An 18,251-nucleotide genomic window follows, 5' to 3' on the forward strand; every position below is an offset into this window, starting at 1 on the left:
CGTCATGGCTATAGCTACAGCGGGGCCAGTATAGACCAAGGCCCGAGCCACCGAAACGGGCCTGGCGGGACAGTCTAGTGTCCCGCTCGGCCGCACTGGGTTATTTCCTGCCGATGGCACGATAGCCAATATCGCTGCGATAGAAGCAGCCTTCCCAGTCGATCTGCCGGGCCAGCCGATAAGCGGCTTGTTGCGCTGCGGCAATATCGTCGCCCAGCGCTGTGGCGCAGAGCACGCGGCCGCCGCTGGTCACCACCTGGTCGCCCTGCAGTGCAGTGCCCGCATAGAACACCTTGCCATCATCGGCCTGCGCCTGTGCCAAACCACTGATCGGCAGACCCTTGGCATAGTCGCCAGGGTAGCCGCCGGCAGCTAGCACCACGCCCAGACTGGGCCGAGGGTCCCAGCGCGCCTCGATCTGGTCGAGCGTGCCGGCTTCGGCGGCTTCGATCAGCTCGACCAGGCTGGACTGCAAGCGCAGCATGATGGGTTGGGTCTCCGGATCACCGAAGCGACAATTGAACTCGATCACCTTGGGGTTGCCGGCCGTATCAATCATCAGACCGGCATACAGGAAACCGGTGTAGCGATTGCCTTCGGCCGCCATGCCGCGCACGGTTGGCCAGATCACTTCATCCATCACGCGTTGGTGCACTGTCTCGGTGACCACGGGGGCCGGGGAGTAAGCGCCCATGCCGCCGGTGTTGGGGCCGGTATCGGCATCACCCACGCGCTTGTGGTCCTGGCTGGTGGCCATTGGCAGTACGTGTTCACCATCGACCATGACGATGAAACTGGCTTCCTCGCCATCGAGAAATTCCTCGATTACCACGCGCGAACCGGCCTCGCCAAAGGCATTGCCGGCCAGCATGTCGCGTACCGCATCTTCAGCTTCCTGCAGGGTCATGGCCACTATCACGCCCTTGCCTGCGGCCAGTCCGTCGGCCTTGATGACGATGGGCGCACCGGTTTGCTGCAGGTAGGCCAGTGCCGGCTCGATCTCGGTGAAGTTCTGGTAATTGGCAGTCGGGATCTGATGGCGCGCGAGAAAGTCCTTGGTAAAGGCCTTGGAGCCTTCCAACTGGGCGGCGCCAGCGGTAGGGCCAAAGCAGGGTAGACCAGCCTCGCGGAACAGATCCACCACGCCGGCGACCAGGGGGGCCTCGGGGCCGACAATGGTCAGGCTGACGTTGTCGCGGGCAAAGGCGACCAGTTTGTCCAGTTCCAGCACATCGATGGCGACGTTCTCGCACTTGGCTTCAATGGCGGTGCCGGCATTGCCGGGCGCAACAAAGACCTTCTCGACGCGTGCATCCTGTGCCACTTTCCATGCCAGGGCATGCTCACGGCCGCCGCTGCCGATAATCAATACGTTCATCTCTCTCTCCTGTGGAGAGAGCTACAAGCTTCAAGCCACAAGCTACAAGCAGAGTGGGTGCGCCAGTTCTGCTTGCAACTTGCAGCTTGCAACGTGCAGCTCGTAATTAGTGTCTGAAATGCCGCATGCCGGTAAACACCATGGCCATACCGGCTTCGTCGGCAGCCGCGATCACTTCAGCGTCGCGCATTGAACCACCGGGCTGGATGACCGCGCTGATGCCATTGCTGGCGGCATTGTCGATACCGTCACGAAACGGGAAAAAGGCATCGGAGGCCAAGACCGCGCCTTGCACCTGCAAACCTGCATGCTCGGCCTTGATGGCGGCAATGCGCGCGGAGTTGACGCGGCTCATCTGGCCGGCACCAATACCCACGGTCTGACGCTGGCTGGCGTAGACGATGGCATTGGATTTGACGAATTTGGCGACTTTCCACGCGAACACCAGATCGTTGATCTCCTGCTCCGTGGGTGGCCGCTGCGTGACCACCTTGAGGTCATCGGCTGTGATCATGCCGATATCGCGACTCTGCACCAGCAGGCCGCCGTTGACTCGCTTGAAGTCCCAGTCGGCAGTGCGCTCACTGGCCCATTCGCCGCATTCCAGCAGACGCACATTGGCCTTGGCAGCCACCGCTTCGCGGGCTGCGGCGCTGATGCGCGGCGCGATGATTACCTCGACAAACTGGCGCTCGACGATGGCCTTAGCGGTTTCGCCGTCCAGTTCACGGTTGAAGGCGATGATGCCGCCGAAGGCCGATTCGCTGTCGGTGGCATAGGCCAGCTCATAGGCCTGGCGGATGCCGCCATCGGCCTCGGGCACGACCGCAACACCGCAGGGGTTGGCGTGCTTGACGATAACGCAGGCAGGCTTGCTGAAGCTCTTGACGCATTCCAGCGCTGCGTCGGTATCGGCAACGTTGTTGTAGGAGAGTTCCTTGCCCTGCAGCTGCACGGCAGTGGCGATGCAGGCTTCGGTCGCGGTGGCCTCCTTGTAGAAGGCGGCAGCCTGGTGCGGGTTCTCGCCGTAGCGCATGTCCTGCACTTTGACGAACTGGCTGTTGAAGGTGCGCGGAAAAGCGCTGCGATCTTCAGTGCTCAGCGTCTCGCGGCTCTGCTCGATCGTACCCAGGTAGTTGGCAATCATGCCGTCATAGGCCGCGGTGTGTTCGAATGCCTTCAGCGCCAGATCGAAGCGCTGGGCATAGCTCAGGCCGCCTTGCTTGAGGTTGGCGAGGATGCCGGCGTAGTCGCTGGCGTTAACCACTATGGCAACATCCTTATGGTTCTTGGCCGCGCTGCGAACCATGGTTGGGCCGCCAATATCGATGTTTTCGATGGCGTCGGGCAGCGTGCAGCCGGGCTTGGCTACGGTGGCGGCGAAGGGGTAGAGATTGACCACCACCATGTCGATTGGCTTGATGCCATGCTCCTGCATGACCGCGCCGTCCAGATCGCGGCGTCCGAGAATGCCGCCGTGGATCTTCGGGTGGAGGGTCTTGACCCGACCATCCATCATTTCCGGAAATCCGGTGTAGTCTGCTACTTCAACGGCGGGGATGCCCTGCTCGCAAAGGAGCTTGTAGGTGCCGCCGGTAGAGAGTATCTCGACGCCCTGGGCGCTGAGCTCACGGGCAAAATCGACAATGCCGGTCTTGTCTGACACGCTGATCAGGGCGCGGCGTACCGCCAGGCGGGTGGTTTGGTCGGTCATCTTGGGTCCAGGCTGGTTTCGAAAAAATTGGCTTCAAGCTTCAAGCTTCAAGCGGTACGGGTGGGGTCGCTCGCTCGCAGCTTCAAAGCAGCCCGTATTGTTTGAGCTTCTTGCGCAGGGTGCCGCGATTCAGGCCCAGTACCTCGGAGGCGCGAGTCTGATTGCCCTTGACGTAGTTCATCACGCTTTCCAGCAACGGCGCCTCGACTTCGGACAGCACCATGTTGTAGACGTCCGTGACGTCCTGCCCTTCCAGATGCTGAAAATAATTGCGCAACGCTTCTTCTACGCTGTCGCGCAGTGGACGCGGGTTGCGGGCTTCGTCGCTGTCGGCGGCGGGTAGAGGGGATGGACTGCTGTCGCTCACGGTGGGATTTCCGTCAAAAAAGGTAGAGGTTTCGAGGTTCATGCCGCTAGATCTCCTTCCAGCAGGCGGGTGAAATAGCGGTTTATTGCCTGATGCTGCTGCTCGGCACAGCTGATGGCGTTGAAGCTGCGGCGGAATTCGTCGGCCCCGGGTAGCGTCTGCAAATACCAGCCCACGTGCTTGCGGGCAATGCGGGCGCCATGCTCGGCGCCATAGAACTGATGCAGCGCGTCGAGGTGCTCGCTGAGAATGGCGTGCTGGGCGTCAAGTGTTGGCTCCGGGAGGACCGCGCCGGTGCGCAAAAAATGGTCTATTTCGCGAAAAATCCAGGGGCGGCCCTGGGCGGCGCGGCCGATCATCACGGCATCGGCGCCGGTTTGTTGCAGCACGTCGCGGGCTTTCTGGGGGCTGATGATATCGCCGTTGGCGATAACCGGAATGCTGATGGCCTGCTTGATAGCGGCGATGGTGGCGTACTCAGCCTCGCCCGTGTACAGCTCGCAGCGGGTGCGGCCATGCACGGCCAGCGCCTGGATACCGCTGGCTTCGGCGATACGGGCAATGGTCAGGCCGTTGCGGTTGGCCGGGTCCCAGCCAGTGCGGATTTTCAGGGTGACGGGCACCTGAACCGCGGCTACCACCGCCTCCAGAATATCAGCCACCAACGCCTCGTCGCGCAACAGGGCCGAACCTGCGGCCTTGTTGCAGACCTTCTTGGCGGGACACCCCATGTTGATGTCGATGATCTGTGCGCCGGAATCCTGATTCATGCGCGCGGCATCGGCCATCATCTGCGGGTCGCCACCGGCAATCTGCACTGAGCGGGGTTCGGGTTCGCCGCTATGATTGAGGCGCAGTTGAGATTTGCGGCTGTTCCAAAGACGGCTGTCGCTGGTCACCATCTCGGAGACCACCAGTCCCGCGCCCAACCGTCGGCAAAGCTGCCGGAAGGGCTGGTCGGTAACCCCGGCCATGGGGGCCAGAATCACAGCGTTGGGTAATTGGTAGGGTCCGATGCTGAGCACTGCCTGGTCCATCCCTGTACTGTCCGGTGATATGCCCGGGTATGTTCGGCGAAGTCACTTCAAACGCACCGAATTCAGAGTTTTCGGCGCGAAGAAGAAGTGGGAAAAGGGCGAACATCATACCTGCAAAGCATGACCGGTTAAAGACTGGCCTGGCTGTTTTTTGTACAGTTTCGCATTGACTAATGCAGCAACTGGCACTATGGCGCTGCAGGCTCGCAGCGCCCGGCCATCAGCCTTCAGGGGCTGAGGAAATCGAGGTTGTAACTGGTCGCGCGCGGCCCCGGAGCGAGCATACTCAACGCGATATGGATGGGGGTCTGGGGCGGCATCAGGTCGCGCCCGGCAAGCTCGCCGCCGAGATATTCTTCCGGCCGGAAGCGCTTCTCGCTGACGCTTTCACCCTGGGTGTCGCTGAAGGTCATGCGCACCACCGGGAAGGGTTGGGGGTAGTCCGCGCGATTGTAGATGATCACATCAATGGCCACCGCGTTCGGAAACTCGGGGTGCGGGCGTACCAGCAGGTTACTGCTGCGTAGTTGGCCGATATCCACGCGCACCGGCAGTTCGCAGCCGGCTACCAGACAGATGCTTTCCAGCATCGGGCGCCAGCGCGCGTCGCGTGCCCAGGCATCCAGGTTGTAGGTTACCGCCTGTACTGCCAGCGCCAGAGCCGCTAGCACGCAAAGTGGCGTCCATAACCAGCTGCGGCGGCTGTGCCTGGTGGGGCCGCCGACTTCATCGAGCAGCAGAGGCTCTTCTTCCAGCTCCGGCAGGCTCAATTCGCCATCCAGGCGAGGCTCGCTGCGTCCATCGTCGTGCGGCGCTGTTTCCTCGTCAGCCAGGGGCTCGACCTCGGGCGCTTCGCGCCGCGCGGAAAGTCCGGTATCCAGTGGCTCGGCATCGATAATAGTGTCGGCCGCAGGACGGTCGCGCAGGAAGATACCGTTGGCGCGTACGTCATCCTGCAGTGGCAGCAGACGTGCAGGCGGTGGCTTTTTCTCTGTAGTGGCTTCACTGGGCTGCACGCTTGGCGGTTCGATGGTTGGCCGCTGCGCCAGGTCGCGTGCCGGCGGCGTGGCGATGAAGTCGTCATGCAGATCGAGACTGTCGTCATCCTCCGGGGGGCCGAGGTATGGCAGATATTCCTCTTCCTGCTGCTGGGCGGTTTCGGCAAGACTGAACGGAGGATCATCGTCGTGGAACAAATCGCCACCCACCAGAGCGGTGGCGCTCAGTGGCTCTGTGGACGAGGCGGGCGGATTCTGGTCGTCAGTGCGTGTGGCCGAGAGCGGGGGGTTAACCTCTTCGACCAGAGATTCGTCCAGTCCCAGCGCTTCCAGGTCGAGGTCATCGAGTTCGAGATCGTCATGTATCAGCAATTCGCCCGCCGCGTTGTGACGCTCAATAGGAGTGGCTGCGTTAGCGGGTGGGCTGCTGGCAGCAGCGCCAAGGGCATTGAACACCTTCAGGCAGGCTCCGCAGCGCACGTTTCCGGCAGCTGCGCTCAGCTGTTCCTGAGACAGGCGGAAGTGAGTTTTGCAGTAAGGGCATTGCGTTACCTGCAGTTCGCTCATGGTGTACCGGGAATCCTGTGCGCGTCGCGTAATCGAAGGGCTATTCTGCCCCCAAGCAGGTCAGACTGTCACGGCCTACGACGGCCGCTGACACGGATCCAGCCGTCCTGTTCGGCAACCGGATCCAGCGTGAACCAGGGCTCGTAGGCTGCGAGAATATCGTCGGTCTGTTCGGCAAGAATGCCTGACAGCGCGATCAGTCCGCGTGGTAGTACCAGACTGGCCAGTTGCGGAGCCAGGCTGACCAGAGGGCCGGCAAGAATATTGGCAACTACAACGTCGGCTGGTTGCTGCGGCATCTTCTCGGGCAGATAGAGGTCGAAGCGCTCATCGGCTATCTGGTTGCGCTGCGCGTTGTCGCGTGACGCTTCCAGTGCCTGGACGTCGATGTCGGTGCCGACCGCATGCGGTGCACCCAGCAGCAGGGCGGCGATGGCGAGAATGCCCGACCCGCAGCCAAAGTCGATCACCTGCTTGCCTTCGAGCTGCTGGCCATCGAGCCATTGCAGACAGAGCGCGGTAGTCGGATGGGTCCCGGTACCAAAGGCCAGGCCGGGATCAAGCAACAGGTTGACGGCATTCGGCTCGGGTGCGGCGTGCCAGCTGGGCACAATCCACAGTCGCTCGCCAAAGCGCATGGGGTGGAAATTATCCATCCAGCTGCGCTCCCAGTCCTGGTCCTCTATCTGCTCCAGCTCGTGCTGCGGCAACTCACCCTGCCAGAGTAGCTGCAGGTGTTGCAGCAACGCCGGGCCATCGGTATCGGACTCAAACAGCGCGAGCAGATGGGTATTGGACCACAGCGGCGTGGTACCAAGATCCGGCTCGAAGATAGGCTGGTCTTCGGCGTCCATGAAGGTGACGGACACCGCACCCAGCTCCAGTAATTTGTCTTCCAGGCTTTCGGCCTGTTCAGGCGTGATGGCGAGACGGAGTTGCAGCCAGGACATAGAGGTTCCTTCGGAACGGCTTCAAGCTACATGCTTCAAGCGGCAAGAAAACAAAAAGGGAGCGGACGGGCCGCTCCCAAAAATGCAGATCATACTCTGTGAGCCTGCAGCTTGCAGCTGAGAACTATTTCAACCCCAGCTTGTGCTCCAGATAATGGATGTTCACGCCACCCTTGCAGAAACCGGGGTCACGGACCAGTTCACGGTGCAGCGGCGCGTTGGTCTTGATGCCATCCACTACCAGCTCATCGATAGCATTGCGCATGCGCGCCAATGCTTCGTCGCGGGTTGCGCCATAGGTGATCAGCTTGCCGACCAACGAGTCGTAGTAGGGCGGCACTTTGTAACCGCTGTACAGGTGCGAATCCACCCGCACGCCATTGCCGCCGGGGGCGTGATAGAAGGTCACAGTGCCGGGGCTGGGCATGAAGGTCTTGGGATCTTCTGCGTTGATCCGGCATTCGATGGCGTGGCCGCGAATGACCACATCGTCCTGGGTAAAGCTCAAGGGCTGCCCGGAGGCGACCAGAATCTGCTCCTTGACGATGTCGATGCCGGTCACCATTTCAGATACCGGATGCTCGACCTGTACGCGGGTGTTCATTTCGATGAAATAGAACTCGCCGTTCTCGTACAGAAACTCGAAGGTGCCGGCGCCGCGGTAGCCCAGATCGATACAGGCCTTGACGCAGCGTGCCTGCACTTCCGCCCGCGCTTTCTCGTCAATACCCGGTGCTGGCGCTTCCTCGATGATCTTCTGGTGGCGGCGCTGCAGTGAGCAGTCGCGGTCGCCCAGATGAATGGCGTGGCCCTGGCCGTCGGACAATACCTGTACTTCCACGTGGCGCGGGTTGGTCAGGAATTTTTCCAGGTAAACCATGGGGTTGCCGAAAGCGGCCCCGGCTTCGGTGCGGGTCAGCTTGATCGACTTGAGCAGCTCGGCTTCATCGTGCACCACACGCATGCCGCGCCCGCCGCCGCCGCCAGCTGCCTTGATGATCACCGGATAGCCAACGCGGCGGCCAATGGCCAGACACTCGTCGTCATCATTCTCCGGCAAGGGACCGTCGGAGCCTGGAACCGTAGGCACGCCGGTGGCCTTCATTGCAGCAATCGCGGAGACCTTGTCGCCCATCAGGCGAATCACCTCGGCGCTGGGTCCGATGAAGGTGAAGCCGGAGTTCTCGATTTGTTCGGCAAAATCGGCGTTCTCCGCGAGGAAGCCGTAGCCGGGGTGGATGCCATCGGCGCCGGTTACTTCGGCAGCGCTGATGATGGCGGGAATGTTCAGGTAGGAGTCTGTCGCACTCGGCGGCCCGATGCAGACAGATTCGTCTGCCATGGCCAGGTGCATCAGCTCACGGTCGGCGGTGGAGTGCACCGCCACGGTCTTCAACCCAAGCTCCTTGCACGCGCGAATTACACGCAGGGCAATTTCACCACGGTTGGCAATCAGTACTTTATGCATCGCAGCCTCCGGGCCGGGCTCAGGCGATGCTGAACAGGGGTTGATCGAATTCCACCGGTTGGCCATTCTCAGCCAGGATGGCCTGCACCACACCGCTCTTGTCGGCTTCAATGTGGTTCATCATCTTCATGGCTTCAACAATGCACAGCACATCGCCGGCTTTCACGCTCTGGCCTACTTCGACGAAGGAAGCGGCAGCCGGAGAGGGTGAACGGTAGAAGGTGCCGACCATCGGCGAGCGTACCAGGTGACCGGACGGCTCGGCCGGGGCTGCTTCAGCTGCGGGCGCCGCTGCTGCCGCTGCTGGAGCAGGGGCGGGCGCTGGGGCAGGTTGCGGGGCATAGTACTGCGGCGCAGCTGGCTGCTGGCTGTGGCGGCTGATGCGGACGGATTCTTCACCTTCGTGAATTTCCAGCTCGTCGATGCCGGACTCTTCCAGAAGCTCGATTAGTTTTTTTACTTTGCGAATATCCATTGATGCGTGCACTCCAGAGCAGGGTTAATCGTATTCAGGATTGTTCTATTTTGTGTATTGCCGCCTGCAGGGCCAGCTCGTAGCCCTGGGCGCCCAGCCCGCAAATCACCCCTTCGGCAATGTCCGAAAAATAGGAATGATGGCGGAAAGGTTCGCGCTTATACACATTGGATAAGTGAACTTCGATGAATGGGATGCTCACCGCGAGCAATGCGTCACGTATTGCGACACTGGTATGAGTAAAAGCAGCGGGATTTATCAGGATGAAGTCGATGGCCTCATCGCCTGCGGCATGGATTCGCTCGATCAACTCGTGCTCGGCGTTGCTTTGCAGGCTCAGCAGGTGGTGACCTCGCTGGCTGGCCACTTCACGCAGATGCTGATTGATCTGTTCCAGCGTGGTAGCGCCGTATACGCCGGGTTCGCGGCTGCCAAGACGGTTTAGATTGGGTCCATGCAGGACCAGTATGCTGGCCATTGTGCTTATATTCCGTTGCTGAATCCGTGTGACCACATGGTCAGTGAATTACCCGGCAGTGTGCCGGAATCGGATGGACCTGTCCATAACCAGTAGATTGGCACCAAATGCCCGCATGATGGCCGCATTAAGGCGTCATGTTGCCTGCGGCGGCCCGCTGCAGAACCTGCGTGAAATGCGCCTTGTCCACCTCGCCCTGGATGCGCAGCGTGCGCAACTCTTCTCCGCCGGGAGTGAAGAACAGATAGGCGGGCGGGCCAAACAACTGGTGCCGGGTGAGCCAGTCTCGCTGTGCAGGCGTATTGGCAGTCAAGTCCAGCTTGATACGCGCGTAGCCGGCCAGTGCGTCGCGCACCTCCGGGTGGCTGAGGATCTCTCGCTCCATCACCTTGCAACTGATGCACCAATCGGCGTACACGTCGATAATGGCCGGCTGTTGTTGCTGCGCCGCGTTGCGCAGCGCCTGATCAAGCTGGGCGGGGTCTTGCAGGACAACAAAGTCACTTTGCGCCTGTGGCGCCATGGTGTTGCCGGTGAAGGGCGCCAAGGGTCGCAGCGGATCGACTGCGCCCGCCAGCGCACCAAACAGCGCTGCGCTGGCATAGAGCGCGATCAGCAATGCCAGGGTGCGGCGCAGATGGTTGCCATGGTCGGCGCTGAACAAGCCAATGCGTACGGCCAGTCCGGCGGCCAGAGCGGCCCACAGCGCCAGGCTCAGTTGGCCCGGCAGCAGCCGCTCGATCAGCCAGATAGCGACCGCCAGCAGGCCAAAGCCGAACAGGTGCTTGACGGTATTCAGCCACGGGCCTGAGCGCGGCAGCAGGGCGCTGCCAAACAGAGCCACCAGCAGCAGTGGCACGCCCATACCCAAGCCGAGGGCGAAGAGTTTCACGCCACCACCCAGCGCATCACCGGTGGTACTGATATAGATCAGCGCGCCCGCCAGCGGGGCAGAGATGCAAGGCGATACCACCAGCGTAGAGAGCACGCCCATGCTGGCAGCACCGGCCAGGGAGCCGCCCTCGGTGCGCTGATTCAGTCGTTCCAGCGGTTCGCGCAGAAAGCGTGGCAGAGAGAGGTCGAAATGGCCGAACATCGCCAGAGCAAAGAGCGCAAAGAACAGCGCGAAGGTACCGAGAATCCAGGGGGACTGCAGGCGCGCCTGAATATTCAGCGCTGCGCCGAAGCTGCCAATGAGCGCGCCGACAATGGCCAGGGTAATGGCCATACCCAGCACATAGGCCAGCGCCAGGACCAGCGCCCGGCCGCGCCCGATGGCGCTGCGACCGAGTACCAGACTGGACAGAATGGGCAACATGGGCAGCACGCAGGGCGTAAAGGTCAGACCCATCCCCGCAACGAAGAACAGCAGCAGCGCCAGGCTGCCGGTTTGGCTTGCTAACGACATGCCAGCGGACGCGTCGCTGGATTCAGCTGATGCGGCGCCAGCGCTATTGTCCAGGGGTAGGGTAACGACTTCCGGCGGGTAGCACAGGCCCGCGTCGGCGCACCCCTGAAAGCCTACCGCCAGGCTGCCGGCACCGGCTGGCAGCTCACTGATATCAAGGGTCACCTGTAGCTGGTTGTAATACACCTCGACATCGCCAAAGTACTCATCGGTCTTGTGCTTGCCCTCGGGTAGTTGGGCAGTAAGCACCTGGTCCTGGGCGCCCTGGAGGCTAAAGTGCAGGCGATGGCGATAAAGGTAATAGCCGGGCGCGATATCGAAAATGACAGTGATCTGCCTGGCGTCGGCTTCCAGTACCCCGGGCCGAAAAGCCTGGTGTACTGGCAGAAAATCAGCCTGATTGCTGCTGCCCTGCAGCAGGCCGGTGAGAGTGTTGGAATTGCTCGCCGAACCGGGGAACTCAGCCTGTGCGCTGCCGGCCAGCAGCAGGCTCAGCAAGATGAAAAAACGGAACAGTCGCATTGCACACCCGGCCAGTTGAGGGACAGCCATCATAAAGGCAGAGCGGGTCGCGCGAAAGGGCAGGCCGCGGTGACACTCCGGTGGAATCGTTGCCGAATCCTTCGGTGTTCAGATCTGGAACGCCGACACCGCGCCAAGCAGCGCTCGGCTGCGTTGACTTATCTGCTGAGTGTGCTCGCGGGTTTGCTCCACCATGCCCAGGTTGTCTTCGGTCAATTGATGAATCTGTTGGCTGTTCTCGCGGATGGTGCGTACCTGGCCGGACTGGGTATCGGTGTGACTGGCGATGTGCTCGGCCAGCTCGGTGATACGCACGATGGCGCTGACAATGCTGCTGAGGGCTGCCTCGGCCAGTTGACCTTGCTCGGCGGTATTCTGGGCGTGCAGAACCTGCTGGTTCATTTGCGCGGCAGATTGTCTGGCCACCTGTTGCAGGCTCTCGATCAGTTGGCGGATTTCCTGGGTGGAGCCGGCGGTGCGCTGGGCCAGTTGGCGCACCTCGTCGGCGACCACCGCAAAGCCACGTCCGGCTTCGCCGGCACGCGCGGCTTCAATCGCTGCATTCAGGGCCAGCAGGTTGGTTTGCTCGGCAACGCCCTGGATGACCTGCAGCACCCCGCCAATGGTCTCGGATTCGCTGACCATACGGTCGATGGTGCGGGCGGTAGCCTCCACCTCACTGACCAGTTGCTGCATCTGCGCGATGGTGCCGCCGATCACCTGCTGGCCGTCGCGTACTTCGCGGTTGGCTGAGCGCGCCAGCTCGGCGCTTTCACCGGCATTGGTGGCGACCAGGCGCACGGCCTCTTCCATGCCGCCGATGTCCTGATTGATTTCCTGGGTGTCGCGCTGCTGCTGGGCAGCGCGGTCATGGGTTTCGGCAGAGAGCTTTTCCAGATGCTGACTGGTGCCGCTCAGCGCCTCGGCCTGCTGGTTGATGGTGGTGACCAGATTGATCAGGTAGTTGCGCAGCTGATTGGCCGAGTGCTCCAGCTGCACCAGCTCGCGGGTTTTGCTCTGGCTGCGAACCGGCTGACGAAAGTCACCGCTGGCATAGGTAGAGAGCACCGGCGCGAATTGACTGATGGCGTTGGCGATAGAGCGTTGAATGCGGTCGATCAGTAGTGCAATCAGAATAATCAGTACGATGATGGCCAATTGCACGTTGCGCACTTGGCGCGTGATGCTGTCACGCTCGCTGATCAGTTCCGGACGAATCAGATCGGCGCCCTGTTGTAGATTGGCTGTGCGCTCGCTGGTGATGTTTTGCAGGCGCGCGCGTTCGGCAATCAGCTCGCCGGTGCGTTGCAGCTCGGCCGGATAGCGCGTCAACAGCGACTGCAGCGCGCGCTTGTAGTTGTCGCCCGGATCGGTAGAGGTGGACTGGTCGCTGGTCTCGACACCCAGCAGCGAGGCAAAGGGATCCTGACTGCTGTCGGCTACGCTGACCACGCCGAGCAAGGGCAGTTGCTGCAGCGCCTGTGCTTCTTGCTGGGCACCCTTGACCAAGCGCTTTAGGTTGTCCATCAATGCCGGATCGTTCTGGCTGAACAGTCGGGAACGGGCCAGACTGATACGCAGCAGATCGTGCTGCAGACTGTCGATGCGGCTGATGTATTGCAGGGCGTTGCGATTTCCTTCTGCGGCGCTGGCATTGGCGTACTGGGTCAGGCTCTGTAGTTCAGCCATGATCTCGCGCTCGGCCTGAACCAGCAGCCCCTGCGGATCGCCGGCCAGTTTGCCGACGGCCAGCAGGTCGCCGCTGACAAACTCGGTGAAGTCGTTGAGAGGCCGGTCCAGCGGTTGCCTGATAGCGGCCGGCAGCCGCTGCAGATTCTCGGCCAGCTCGCCGGCGGTGTTTTGCGCCTGCTGATGGCGCAGTGCGTCACCAGTCAGGCGGTAGGCTTCCGTATCACGTTCTAGACTTTGTACTTGAGCAACTATGTTCAAGTAGGTGTCCATTAGTGCGTAGGGCGCTTTGAGCGCGTGTTGCGACCACCAGAGACTGGCGCCCAGTGCGACGCCCACTGCGACCAGCAGGCCGGTGTTGAACAGAGTAAGTGATTTCAGACGCATGACAGACCCGCTGCTGGAAGTGGCTAGAACAACAGGTGGAGCTTAATGTCAGTTGTGTTACGGCTTGATGAAAGCTGGCCAATGGCCAATAACCCGAATCGCCAGCCAGGTGCCTTTAGCCTTGAGCCCGCTTGCGCGTGATATGCTGACCAACGAACTGAAACAGGAGTGCAGACATGAAATTCGGAACGCGCACGGATTCAAACTTGGCCGCCCCGCTTGGCAAGATCGTTTTGGTCGTGCTGGTGGTGTATCTGCTGATATGCCTGATACTGGGCTGGTATTGGAGTCGGGAGCCAGCGCTCAAGCCGCTGATCAGCAGCCCGCAAGGCGGGCAGATGGTTCCCGGGGAATATACTGCGCGTACGCTGGATTCATTGATGGTTGAGCTGCTGAACAAGCCCGGCGGATATATCAGCAACGACATAGCGCCGCCCGGCCTGTGGCTGGACAACATGCCGAGCTGGGAGTTTGGCGTGCTGGTGCAGGTGCGCGACATGAGCCGCGCGCTACGCCGTGACATGGCGCGTTCGCAATCGCAATCGACTGAAGACCCTGACCTGGCCAAGGCCGAGCCCTTGTTCAGTGTCGACAACAACAGCTGGGCGATGCCCTCTAGTGAAGGCGAGTATCGGCAGGGTCTGCAATCACTGAATCGCTATATCATCCGCCTGAATCAGGGCGACGCCCAGTTTTATGCGCGTGCCGACAATCTGGCCAGTTGGGTCAGCGATGTCAGCACACGTCTGGGTTCATTGTCGCAGCGGTTGTCTGCCAGCGTAGGGCGGGCGCCGCTGATCGAGGGTGGCAAGCTGGGTGCGACCACGCCGTGGCTGGAAATCGACGACGTGTTCTACGAGGCTCGCGGTACTTCCTGGGCACTGGTACATCTGCTGCGTGCGGTAGAGCGAGACTTTCATGACGTGCTGTTGAAGAAGAACGCCCTGGTCAGTCTGCAACAGATCATTCGCGATCTGGAAGCTACTCAGGAAACCCTGTGGAGTCCCATGGTGCTTAACGGCGGCGGTTTTGGCATGATGGCCAACCACTCGCTGGTGATGGCCAACTACCTGTCGCGCGCCAACGCCGCGATGATCGACTTGCGTCGGTTGCTAGAACAGGGCTAGGCAGTGGATACATCGGCAATAGCGGCTTATCTGGCGGCATCGTCCGCCGAGTCGGTAATTCATGTGGATGAGCACGACCGGCCCCTGGGTACGGTCAGTCGCGGCGAGGCGCAGACGCGGGGTTTGATCACCCGCTGTACCTTCATCTTCGTGTTCAACTCTGCGGGCCAGCTGTGTTTGCATCAGCGCACCAATCACAAGCGGCTGTATCCCGGATTCTGGGATGTAGCCGCCGGCGGTGTGGTGGCGGCAGGCGAAACTTACGCCCAGGGAGCTGAACGAGAACTTGCCGAAGAACTGGGTGTGTGCGGCGTGGGCCTGACCGAGCATTTGCGTTTTTACTTCGAGTCGGCGCAGAGCCGTCTGTGGGCGGGCGTGTTCAGCTGTTGCTGGGATGGGCCGCTGCGTCTGCAGCCCGAAGAGGTGCAGGCGGTGCGCTGGATTGAACCCCGTAGCCAGTGGCAGCGCGCGGGTGAACACTACGCACCCGACTCGATGGCGGCGTTGCAGCGCTTGTGGCAACAGTTTTCGGTGGATTGAAGCATGTTGAAGAAAAGTGGTTTGCAGGCTCTGGGCGGCCTGGTTTATTCGACAGATTCCGGGCGCATGTGCCCAATCTGCAAACAGCCGGTGGCTGACTGTCGTTGCGCCGAGCAGCAGATCCCCGACGGGGACGGTATTGCCAGGGTGCGACGTGAGACCAAGGGCCGCGGTGGCAAGACGGTCACCACGGTCACCGGCGTGCTGCTGGGAGCTGATGAGCTCAAGGCGCTGGCCAAGCGGCTGAAGAATCGCTGTGGCTGCGGCGGATCGGTCAAGGACGGGATTATCGAGATCCAGGGTGACAAGGCCGAGCTGCTCGCTGAACTGCTGACTGCCGAAGGCTTCAAGGTCAAGCGAGCCGGCGGCTAGCCGGTGGCGCGGCGCAGCGAGCTGCTGCAACTCTGGCGCGACACCCCTACGCACAAGCGGGTGTGGGGCATCGCCCTGCCATTGATTCTGTCGAATATCAGCGTCCCCCTGGTTGGCCTGGTCGATACCGCGGTGATCGGTCATCTCGACGGCGCCCACTTTCTGGGTGGCGTGGCGGTGGGCAGTACGCTCTTCACCTTTGTACTCTGGGCGGCCGGCTTTCTGCGCATGGGCACCACCGGCTTTGCCGCGCAGGCCTGTGGCGCCGAGGATGGAACGGCGTTGCGACGGGTGCTGTTGCAGCCATTGTGGCTGGCGCTGCTGATTTCCACGCTGGTCTGGGTGCTACAAACCCCCTTGCTGAATCTGGGCCTGCAGCTGCTCGACAGCAGCCAGGCGCTGCTGGACCAGGCGCGGCTGTACGTAGGTATTAGGCTCTACAGTCTGCCAGCCGCGCTGGCCAACTTCGTGCTCATTGGCTGGTTTATCGGCGCGCAGAACAGCCGAGCGCCTTTCCTGCTGCTGCTGGCGGTGAATCTGTGCAATGTGGCGCTGGATCTGCTGCTGGTGGTCGGCCTGGAATGGGGTGTGGCGGGCGCGGCCTGGGCCACGGTGATCAGTGATTATCTGGGGCTGCTGCTGGGGCTGGCGCTGTTGCGGCCAATACTGCGTCGCTATCCGGGGCAGACCGACTGGTTGCGGGCCCTGCAGCTGCGTGGCGCGGGCCCGCTGATTCGGGTCAACCGAGACATTCTGATCCGTACCCTGGCGCTGGAATCGGTGTTTTATCTGCTGGTGGTGCAGGGCGCGCGTCTGGGCGACGAGGTGGTGGCGGCCAATGCGGTGCTGCTGAACTTTCTGCTGCTCACCTCCCACGGGCTGGATGGACTGGCGCATGCGCTGGAGGCTTTGGGTGGTCATGCGCTGGGGCGGCGAGACAAACAGGCGTTGCGCAAGGTACTGGTGGTTGCCACGCTCTGGTCGCTAATTCTGAGCTGTGCTTTTGTGCTGGTATTTCTGTTTGGTGGCGACGCCATCATCGCATTGCTGACCGATTTGCCTGGGGTGCGTCTGCAGGCCGCGACCTATCTGCCGTGGATGGCGGTGATGCCCTTGGCGGCGGTCTGGAGTTATCTGCTCGATGGCCTGTTCATCGGGGCGTCGCGGGCACGGGCAATGCGTAATGCCATGCTGGCAGCGCTGCTGCTATACCTGCCACTAGCCTGGAGCCTGCAGGGCTTCGGCAATCACGGCGTGTGGCTGGGCTTTCTCTGCTTCATGCTGTTGCGGTCGCTGCTGCTGGGTGGCTGGTTTGTTTACCTGTGGCGACTGGATCGCTGGATACCCGCCAGCTAACCATTAAACCCCGCTTACCGGTTGCAGCCACCAGTGCAGGTAGCGGCCAAGATGCTGATACGCCGGGTGCTGGCTGTAGCGCAGCTCGTATTCAATCAGGTCGTCCAGGCTGCTATTGCTGCAGAAGGGCTCGGGCATGTAATCGTAGAACACCCGCACACCGCTGGTGGCGCGGCAATCGAGCCCGGCGGCGGTGCTCCACTCCAGCACCTGGCGTGGGTCCAGCGGCTGCTGCGGCGTCAGGCCGCTCTGGCCCTGGCCGGACAGCGGCTTCTTGCGCAGTTTCTTGAACTGACCCTTGACCAGATTCTTGTAGATCAAGGCGTCGCGGTTATAGAACGCCAGTGACAACGCGCCGGCCGGTCGCAGTAGTGATCTCAGTTGCTGCAGCGCGGCGGCCTGATCTGCCAGCCACTCCAGCACCGCATGACAGACTATCAGGTCGTATTGCTCGGGCTGCTCGACCAGTTCCTGCAACGGCGCCTGTAGGTAGCGCACCGGCCGGGCAGGGTTGCTTTCCTCGATCCGCTGACGGGCAAGTTCCAGCATGGCCTCCGAGGGCTCGGTGACCGTGAGCTGATGCCCGAGGCTGGCCAGCCAGGTGCTGATCTGCCCCAGGCCAGCGCCGACATCCAGAATGCGCAACGGCGGCGATGACGTCACCAGTGCCGGCAGCCACTGCTGCAAATCGCGCTGCAGCACGGCCAGGCGAATGGCGCCCTTGGGGCTGTCGTAGATGCGCTGGGCAAAGCGAGCGCCCAGATGATCGAAGTAGCGGTCGGTCATGCGAAATTCCGGTAGGTGGGGACTAGCGTCAGGCTGACCGACAGACATAAAAAAAGCCAGCTTGTGGCCGGCTTTTCAACGGGGCGAAACGCTTATTTTTGGTAAGCGTTTACAGCCTTAACAATTTCCGCACGGGCTTCGTCAGCGTTGCCCCAACGGTCGATCTTGACCCACTTGCCAGCTTCCAGATCCTTGTAGTGCTCAAAGAAGTGCTGGATCTGCTGGATCAGCAATTCAGGCAGGTCGGTATGTTCCTTGATGTCACGGTACTGAGTGCTCAGCTTGTCGTGAGGTACCGCGATCACTTTGGCATCGCCGCCGCCATCGTCGGTCATGTGCAACACGCCAACCGGACGGGCGCGAATCACGGCGCCGGGCGCAACCGGGTGCGGCGTTACTACCAGCACGTCGAGCGGGTCGCCGTCGTCGGCCAGGGTGTTGGGGATGTAACCGTAGTTGGCCGGATAGAACATGGGCGTTGCCATGAAGCGGTCAACGAACAGCGTGCTGCTGTCCTTGTCGATCTCGTACTTGATCGGCGCGTGGTTGGCTGGAATTTCAATGGCGACGTAAATGTCGTTGGGAATGTCTTTGCCTGCGGGGATCTGGTCGTAGCTCATGATTTACCTGAA

17 protein-coding genes are annotated in these 18,251 nt (G+C 61.5%); 4 read left to right on the forward strand and 13 right to left on the reverse strand.

Annotated elements, in window-relative coordinates; genetic code table 11:
- Positions 1-100: 100 nt before the first annotated feature.
- The 11 genes from purD to V7756_RS06845 form a co-directional block, all read right to left on the reverse strand.
- On the reverse strand, positions 101-1,378 hold the full coding sequence (gene purD / locus V7756_RS06795) for a phosphoribosylamine--glycine ligase (RefSeq protein WP_335609396.1): 1,278 nt from the start codon (positions 1,376-1,378) through the stop codon (positions 101-103).
- A 106-nt stretch (positions 1,379-1,484) separates the two neighbouring features.
- On the reverse strand, positions 1,485-3,092 hold the full coding sequence (gene purH, locus V7756_RS06800) for a bifunctional phosphoribosylaminoimidazolecarboxamide formyltransferase/IMP cyclohydrolase (protein ID WP_335609397.1): 1,608 nt from the start codon (positions 3,090-3,092) through the stop codon (positions 1,485-1,487).
- 82 nt (positions 3,093-3,174) lie between these two features.
- Positions 3,175-3,501, reverse strand: a complete 327-nt coding sequence (gene fis, locus V7756_RS06805) for a DNA-binding transcriptional regulator Fis (RefSeq protein WP_335609398.1) — start codon at positions 3,499-3,501, stop codon at positions 3,175-3,177.
- On the reverse strand, positions 3,498-4,496 hold the full coding sequence (dusB, locus tag V7756_RS06810; protein ID WP_335609399.1) for a tRNA dihydrouridine synthase DusB: 999 nt from the start codon (positions 4,494-4,496) through the stop codon (positions 3,498-3,500). Before dusB ends, fis begins: the two co-directional genes overlap by 4 nt.
- Before the next feature lie 227 nt (positions 4,497-4,723).
- Positions 4,724-6,061: a zinc-ribbon and DUF3426 domain-containing protein gene (locus V7756_RS06815; RefSeq protein ID WP_335609400.1), complete on the reverse strand. Its 1,338-nt coding sequence runs from the start codon at positions 6,059-6,061 to the stop codon at positions 4,724-4,726.
- A 68-nt stretch (positions 6,062-6,129) separates the two neighbouring features.
- Positions 6,130-7,011, reverse strand: a complete 882-nt coding sequence (gene prmA, locus V7756_RS06820) for a 50S ribosomal protein L11 methyltransferase (RefSeq protein ID WP_335609401.1) — start codon at positions 7,009-7,011, stop codon at positions 6,130-6,132.
- 124 nt (positions 7,012-7,135) lie between these two features.
- Positions 7,136-8,479 (reverse strand): acetyl-CoA carboxylase biotin carboxylase subunit, encoded by a 1,344-nt coding sequence (gene accC / locus V7756_RS06825; protein ID WP_335609402.1) that lies wholly within the window; start codon positions 8,477-8,479, stop codon positions 7,136-7,138.
- A gap of 19 nt (positions 8,480-8,498) precedes the next feature.
- On the reverse strand, positions 8,499-8,954 hold the full coding sequence (accB, locus tag V7756_RS06830) for an acetyl-CoA carboxylase biotin carboxyl carrier protein (protein ID WP_335609403.1): 456 nt from the start codon (positions 8,952-8,954) through the stop codon (positions 8,499-8,501).
- A gap of 34 nt (positions 8,955-8,988) precedes the next feature.
- A complete protein-coding gene (aroQ, locus tag V7756_RS06835; RefSeq protein WP_335609404.1) occupies positions 8,989-9,432 on the reverse strand; it encodes a type II 3-dehydroquinate dehydratase in 444 nt (147 codons plus the stop codon).
- A gap of 127 nt (positions 9,433-9,559) precedes the next feature.
- Positions 9,560-11,362, reverse strand: a complete 1,803-nt coding sequence (gene dsbD, locus V7756_RS06840) for a protein-disulfide reductase DsbD (RefSeq protein WP_335609405.1) — start codon at positions 11,360-11,362, stop codon at positions 9,560-9,562.
- Positions 11,363-11,470: 108 nt separating this feature from the next.
- Complete coding sequence (locus V7756_RS06845; protein WP_335609406.1) at positions 11,471-13,438, reverse strand: methyl-accepting chemotaxis protein; 1,968 nt, start codon at positions 13,436-13,438, stop codon at positions 11,471-11,473.
- Positions 13,439-13,614: 176 nt separating this feature from the next.
- On the opposite strand from V7756_RS06845, the gene V7756_RS06850 reads away from it, so the two are divergent.
- The 4 genes from V7756_RS06850 to dinF are packed head-to-tail and all read left to right on the forward strand — an operon-like array spanning position 13,615 to position 16,833.
- Entirely contained in the window at positions 13,615-14,565 is a 951-nt protein-coding gene (locus tag V7756_RS06850) for a DUF2333 family protein (RefSeq protein WP_335609407.1), read from the forward strand.
- Between the two features lie 3 nt (positions 14,566-14,568).
- Positions 14,569-15,105, forward strand: a complete 537-nt coding sequence (locus V7756_RS06855; RefSeq protein ID WP_335609408.1) for an NUDIX hydrolase — start codon at positions 14,569-14,571, stop codon at positions 15,103-15,105.
- Positions 15,106-15,108: 3 nt separating this feature from the next.
- Positions 15,109-15,477, forward strand: coding sequence for a translation initiation factor Sui1 (locus V7756_RS06860; RefSeq protein WP_335609409.1), 369 nt, complete (start codon positions 15,109-15,111; stop codon positions 15,475-15,477).
- A 3-nt stretch (positions 15,478-15,480) separates the two neighbouring features.
- Positions 15,481-16,833 (forward strand): MATE family efflux transporter DinF, encoded by a 1,353-nt coding sequence (gene dinF / locus V7756_RS06865; RefSeq protein ID WP_335609410.1) that lies wholly within the window; start codon positions 15,481-15,483, stop codon positions 16,831-16,833.
- 3 nt (positions 16,834-16,836) lie between these two features.
- On the opposite strand, the gene V7756_RS06870 is transcribed toward dinF, so the two are convergent.
- Both V7756_RS06870 and ppa read right to left on the reverse strand, forming a co-directional pair.
- Positions 16,837-17,619 (reverse strand): methyltransferase domain-containing protein, encoded by a 783-nt coding sequence (locus tag V7756_RS06870; RefSeq protein ID WP_335609411.1) that lies wholly within the window; start codon positions 17,617-17,619, stop codon positions 16,837-16,839.
- Positions 17,620-17,711: 92 nt separating this feature from the next.
- Complete coding sequence (ppa, locus tag V7756_RS06875; protein WP_335609412.1) at positions 17,712-18,239, reverse strand: inorganic diphosphatase; 528 nt, start codon at positions 18,237-18,239, stop codon at positions 17,712-17,714.
- Positions 18,240-18,251: the final 12 nt, after the last annotated feature.

Source organism: Halopseudomonas sp. (assembly GCF_036961105.1).
Lineage (GTDB): Bacteria > Pseudomonadota > Gammaproteobacteria > Pseudomonadales > Pseudomonadaceae > Halopseudomonas.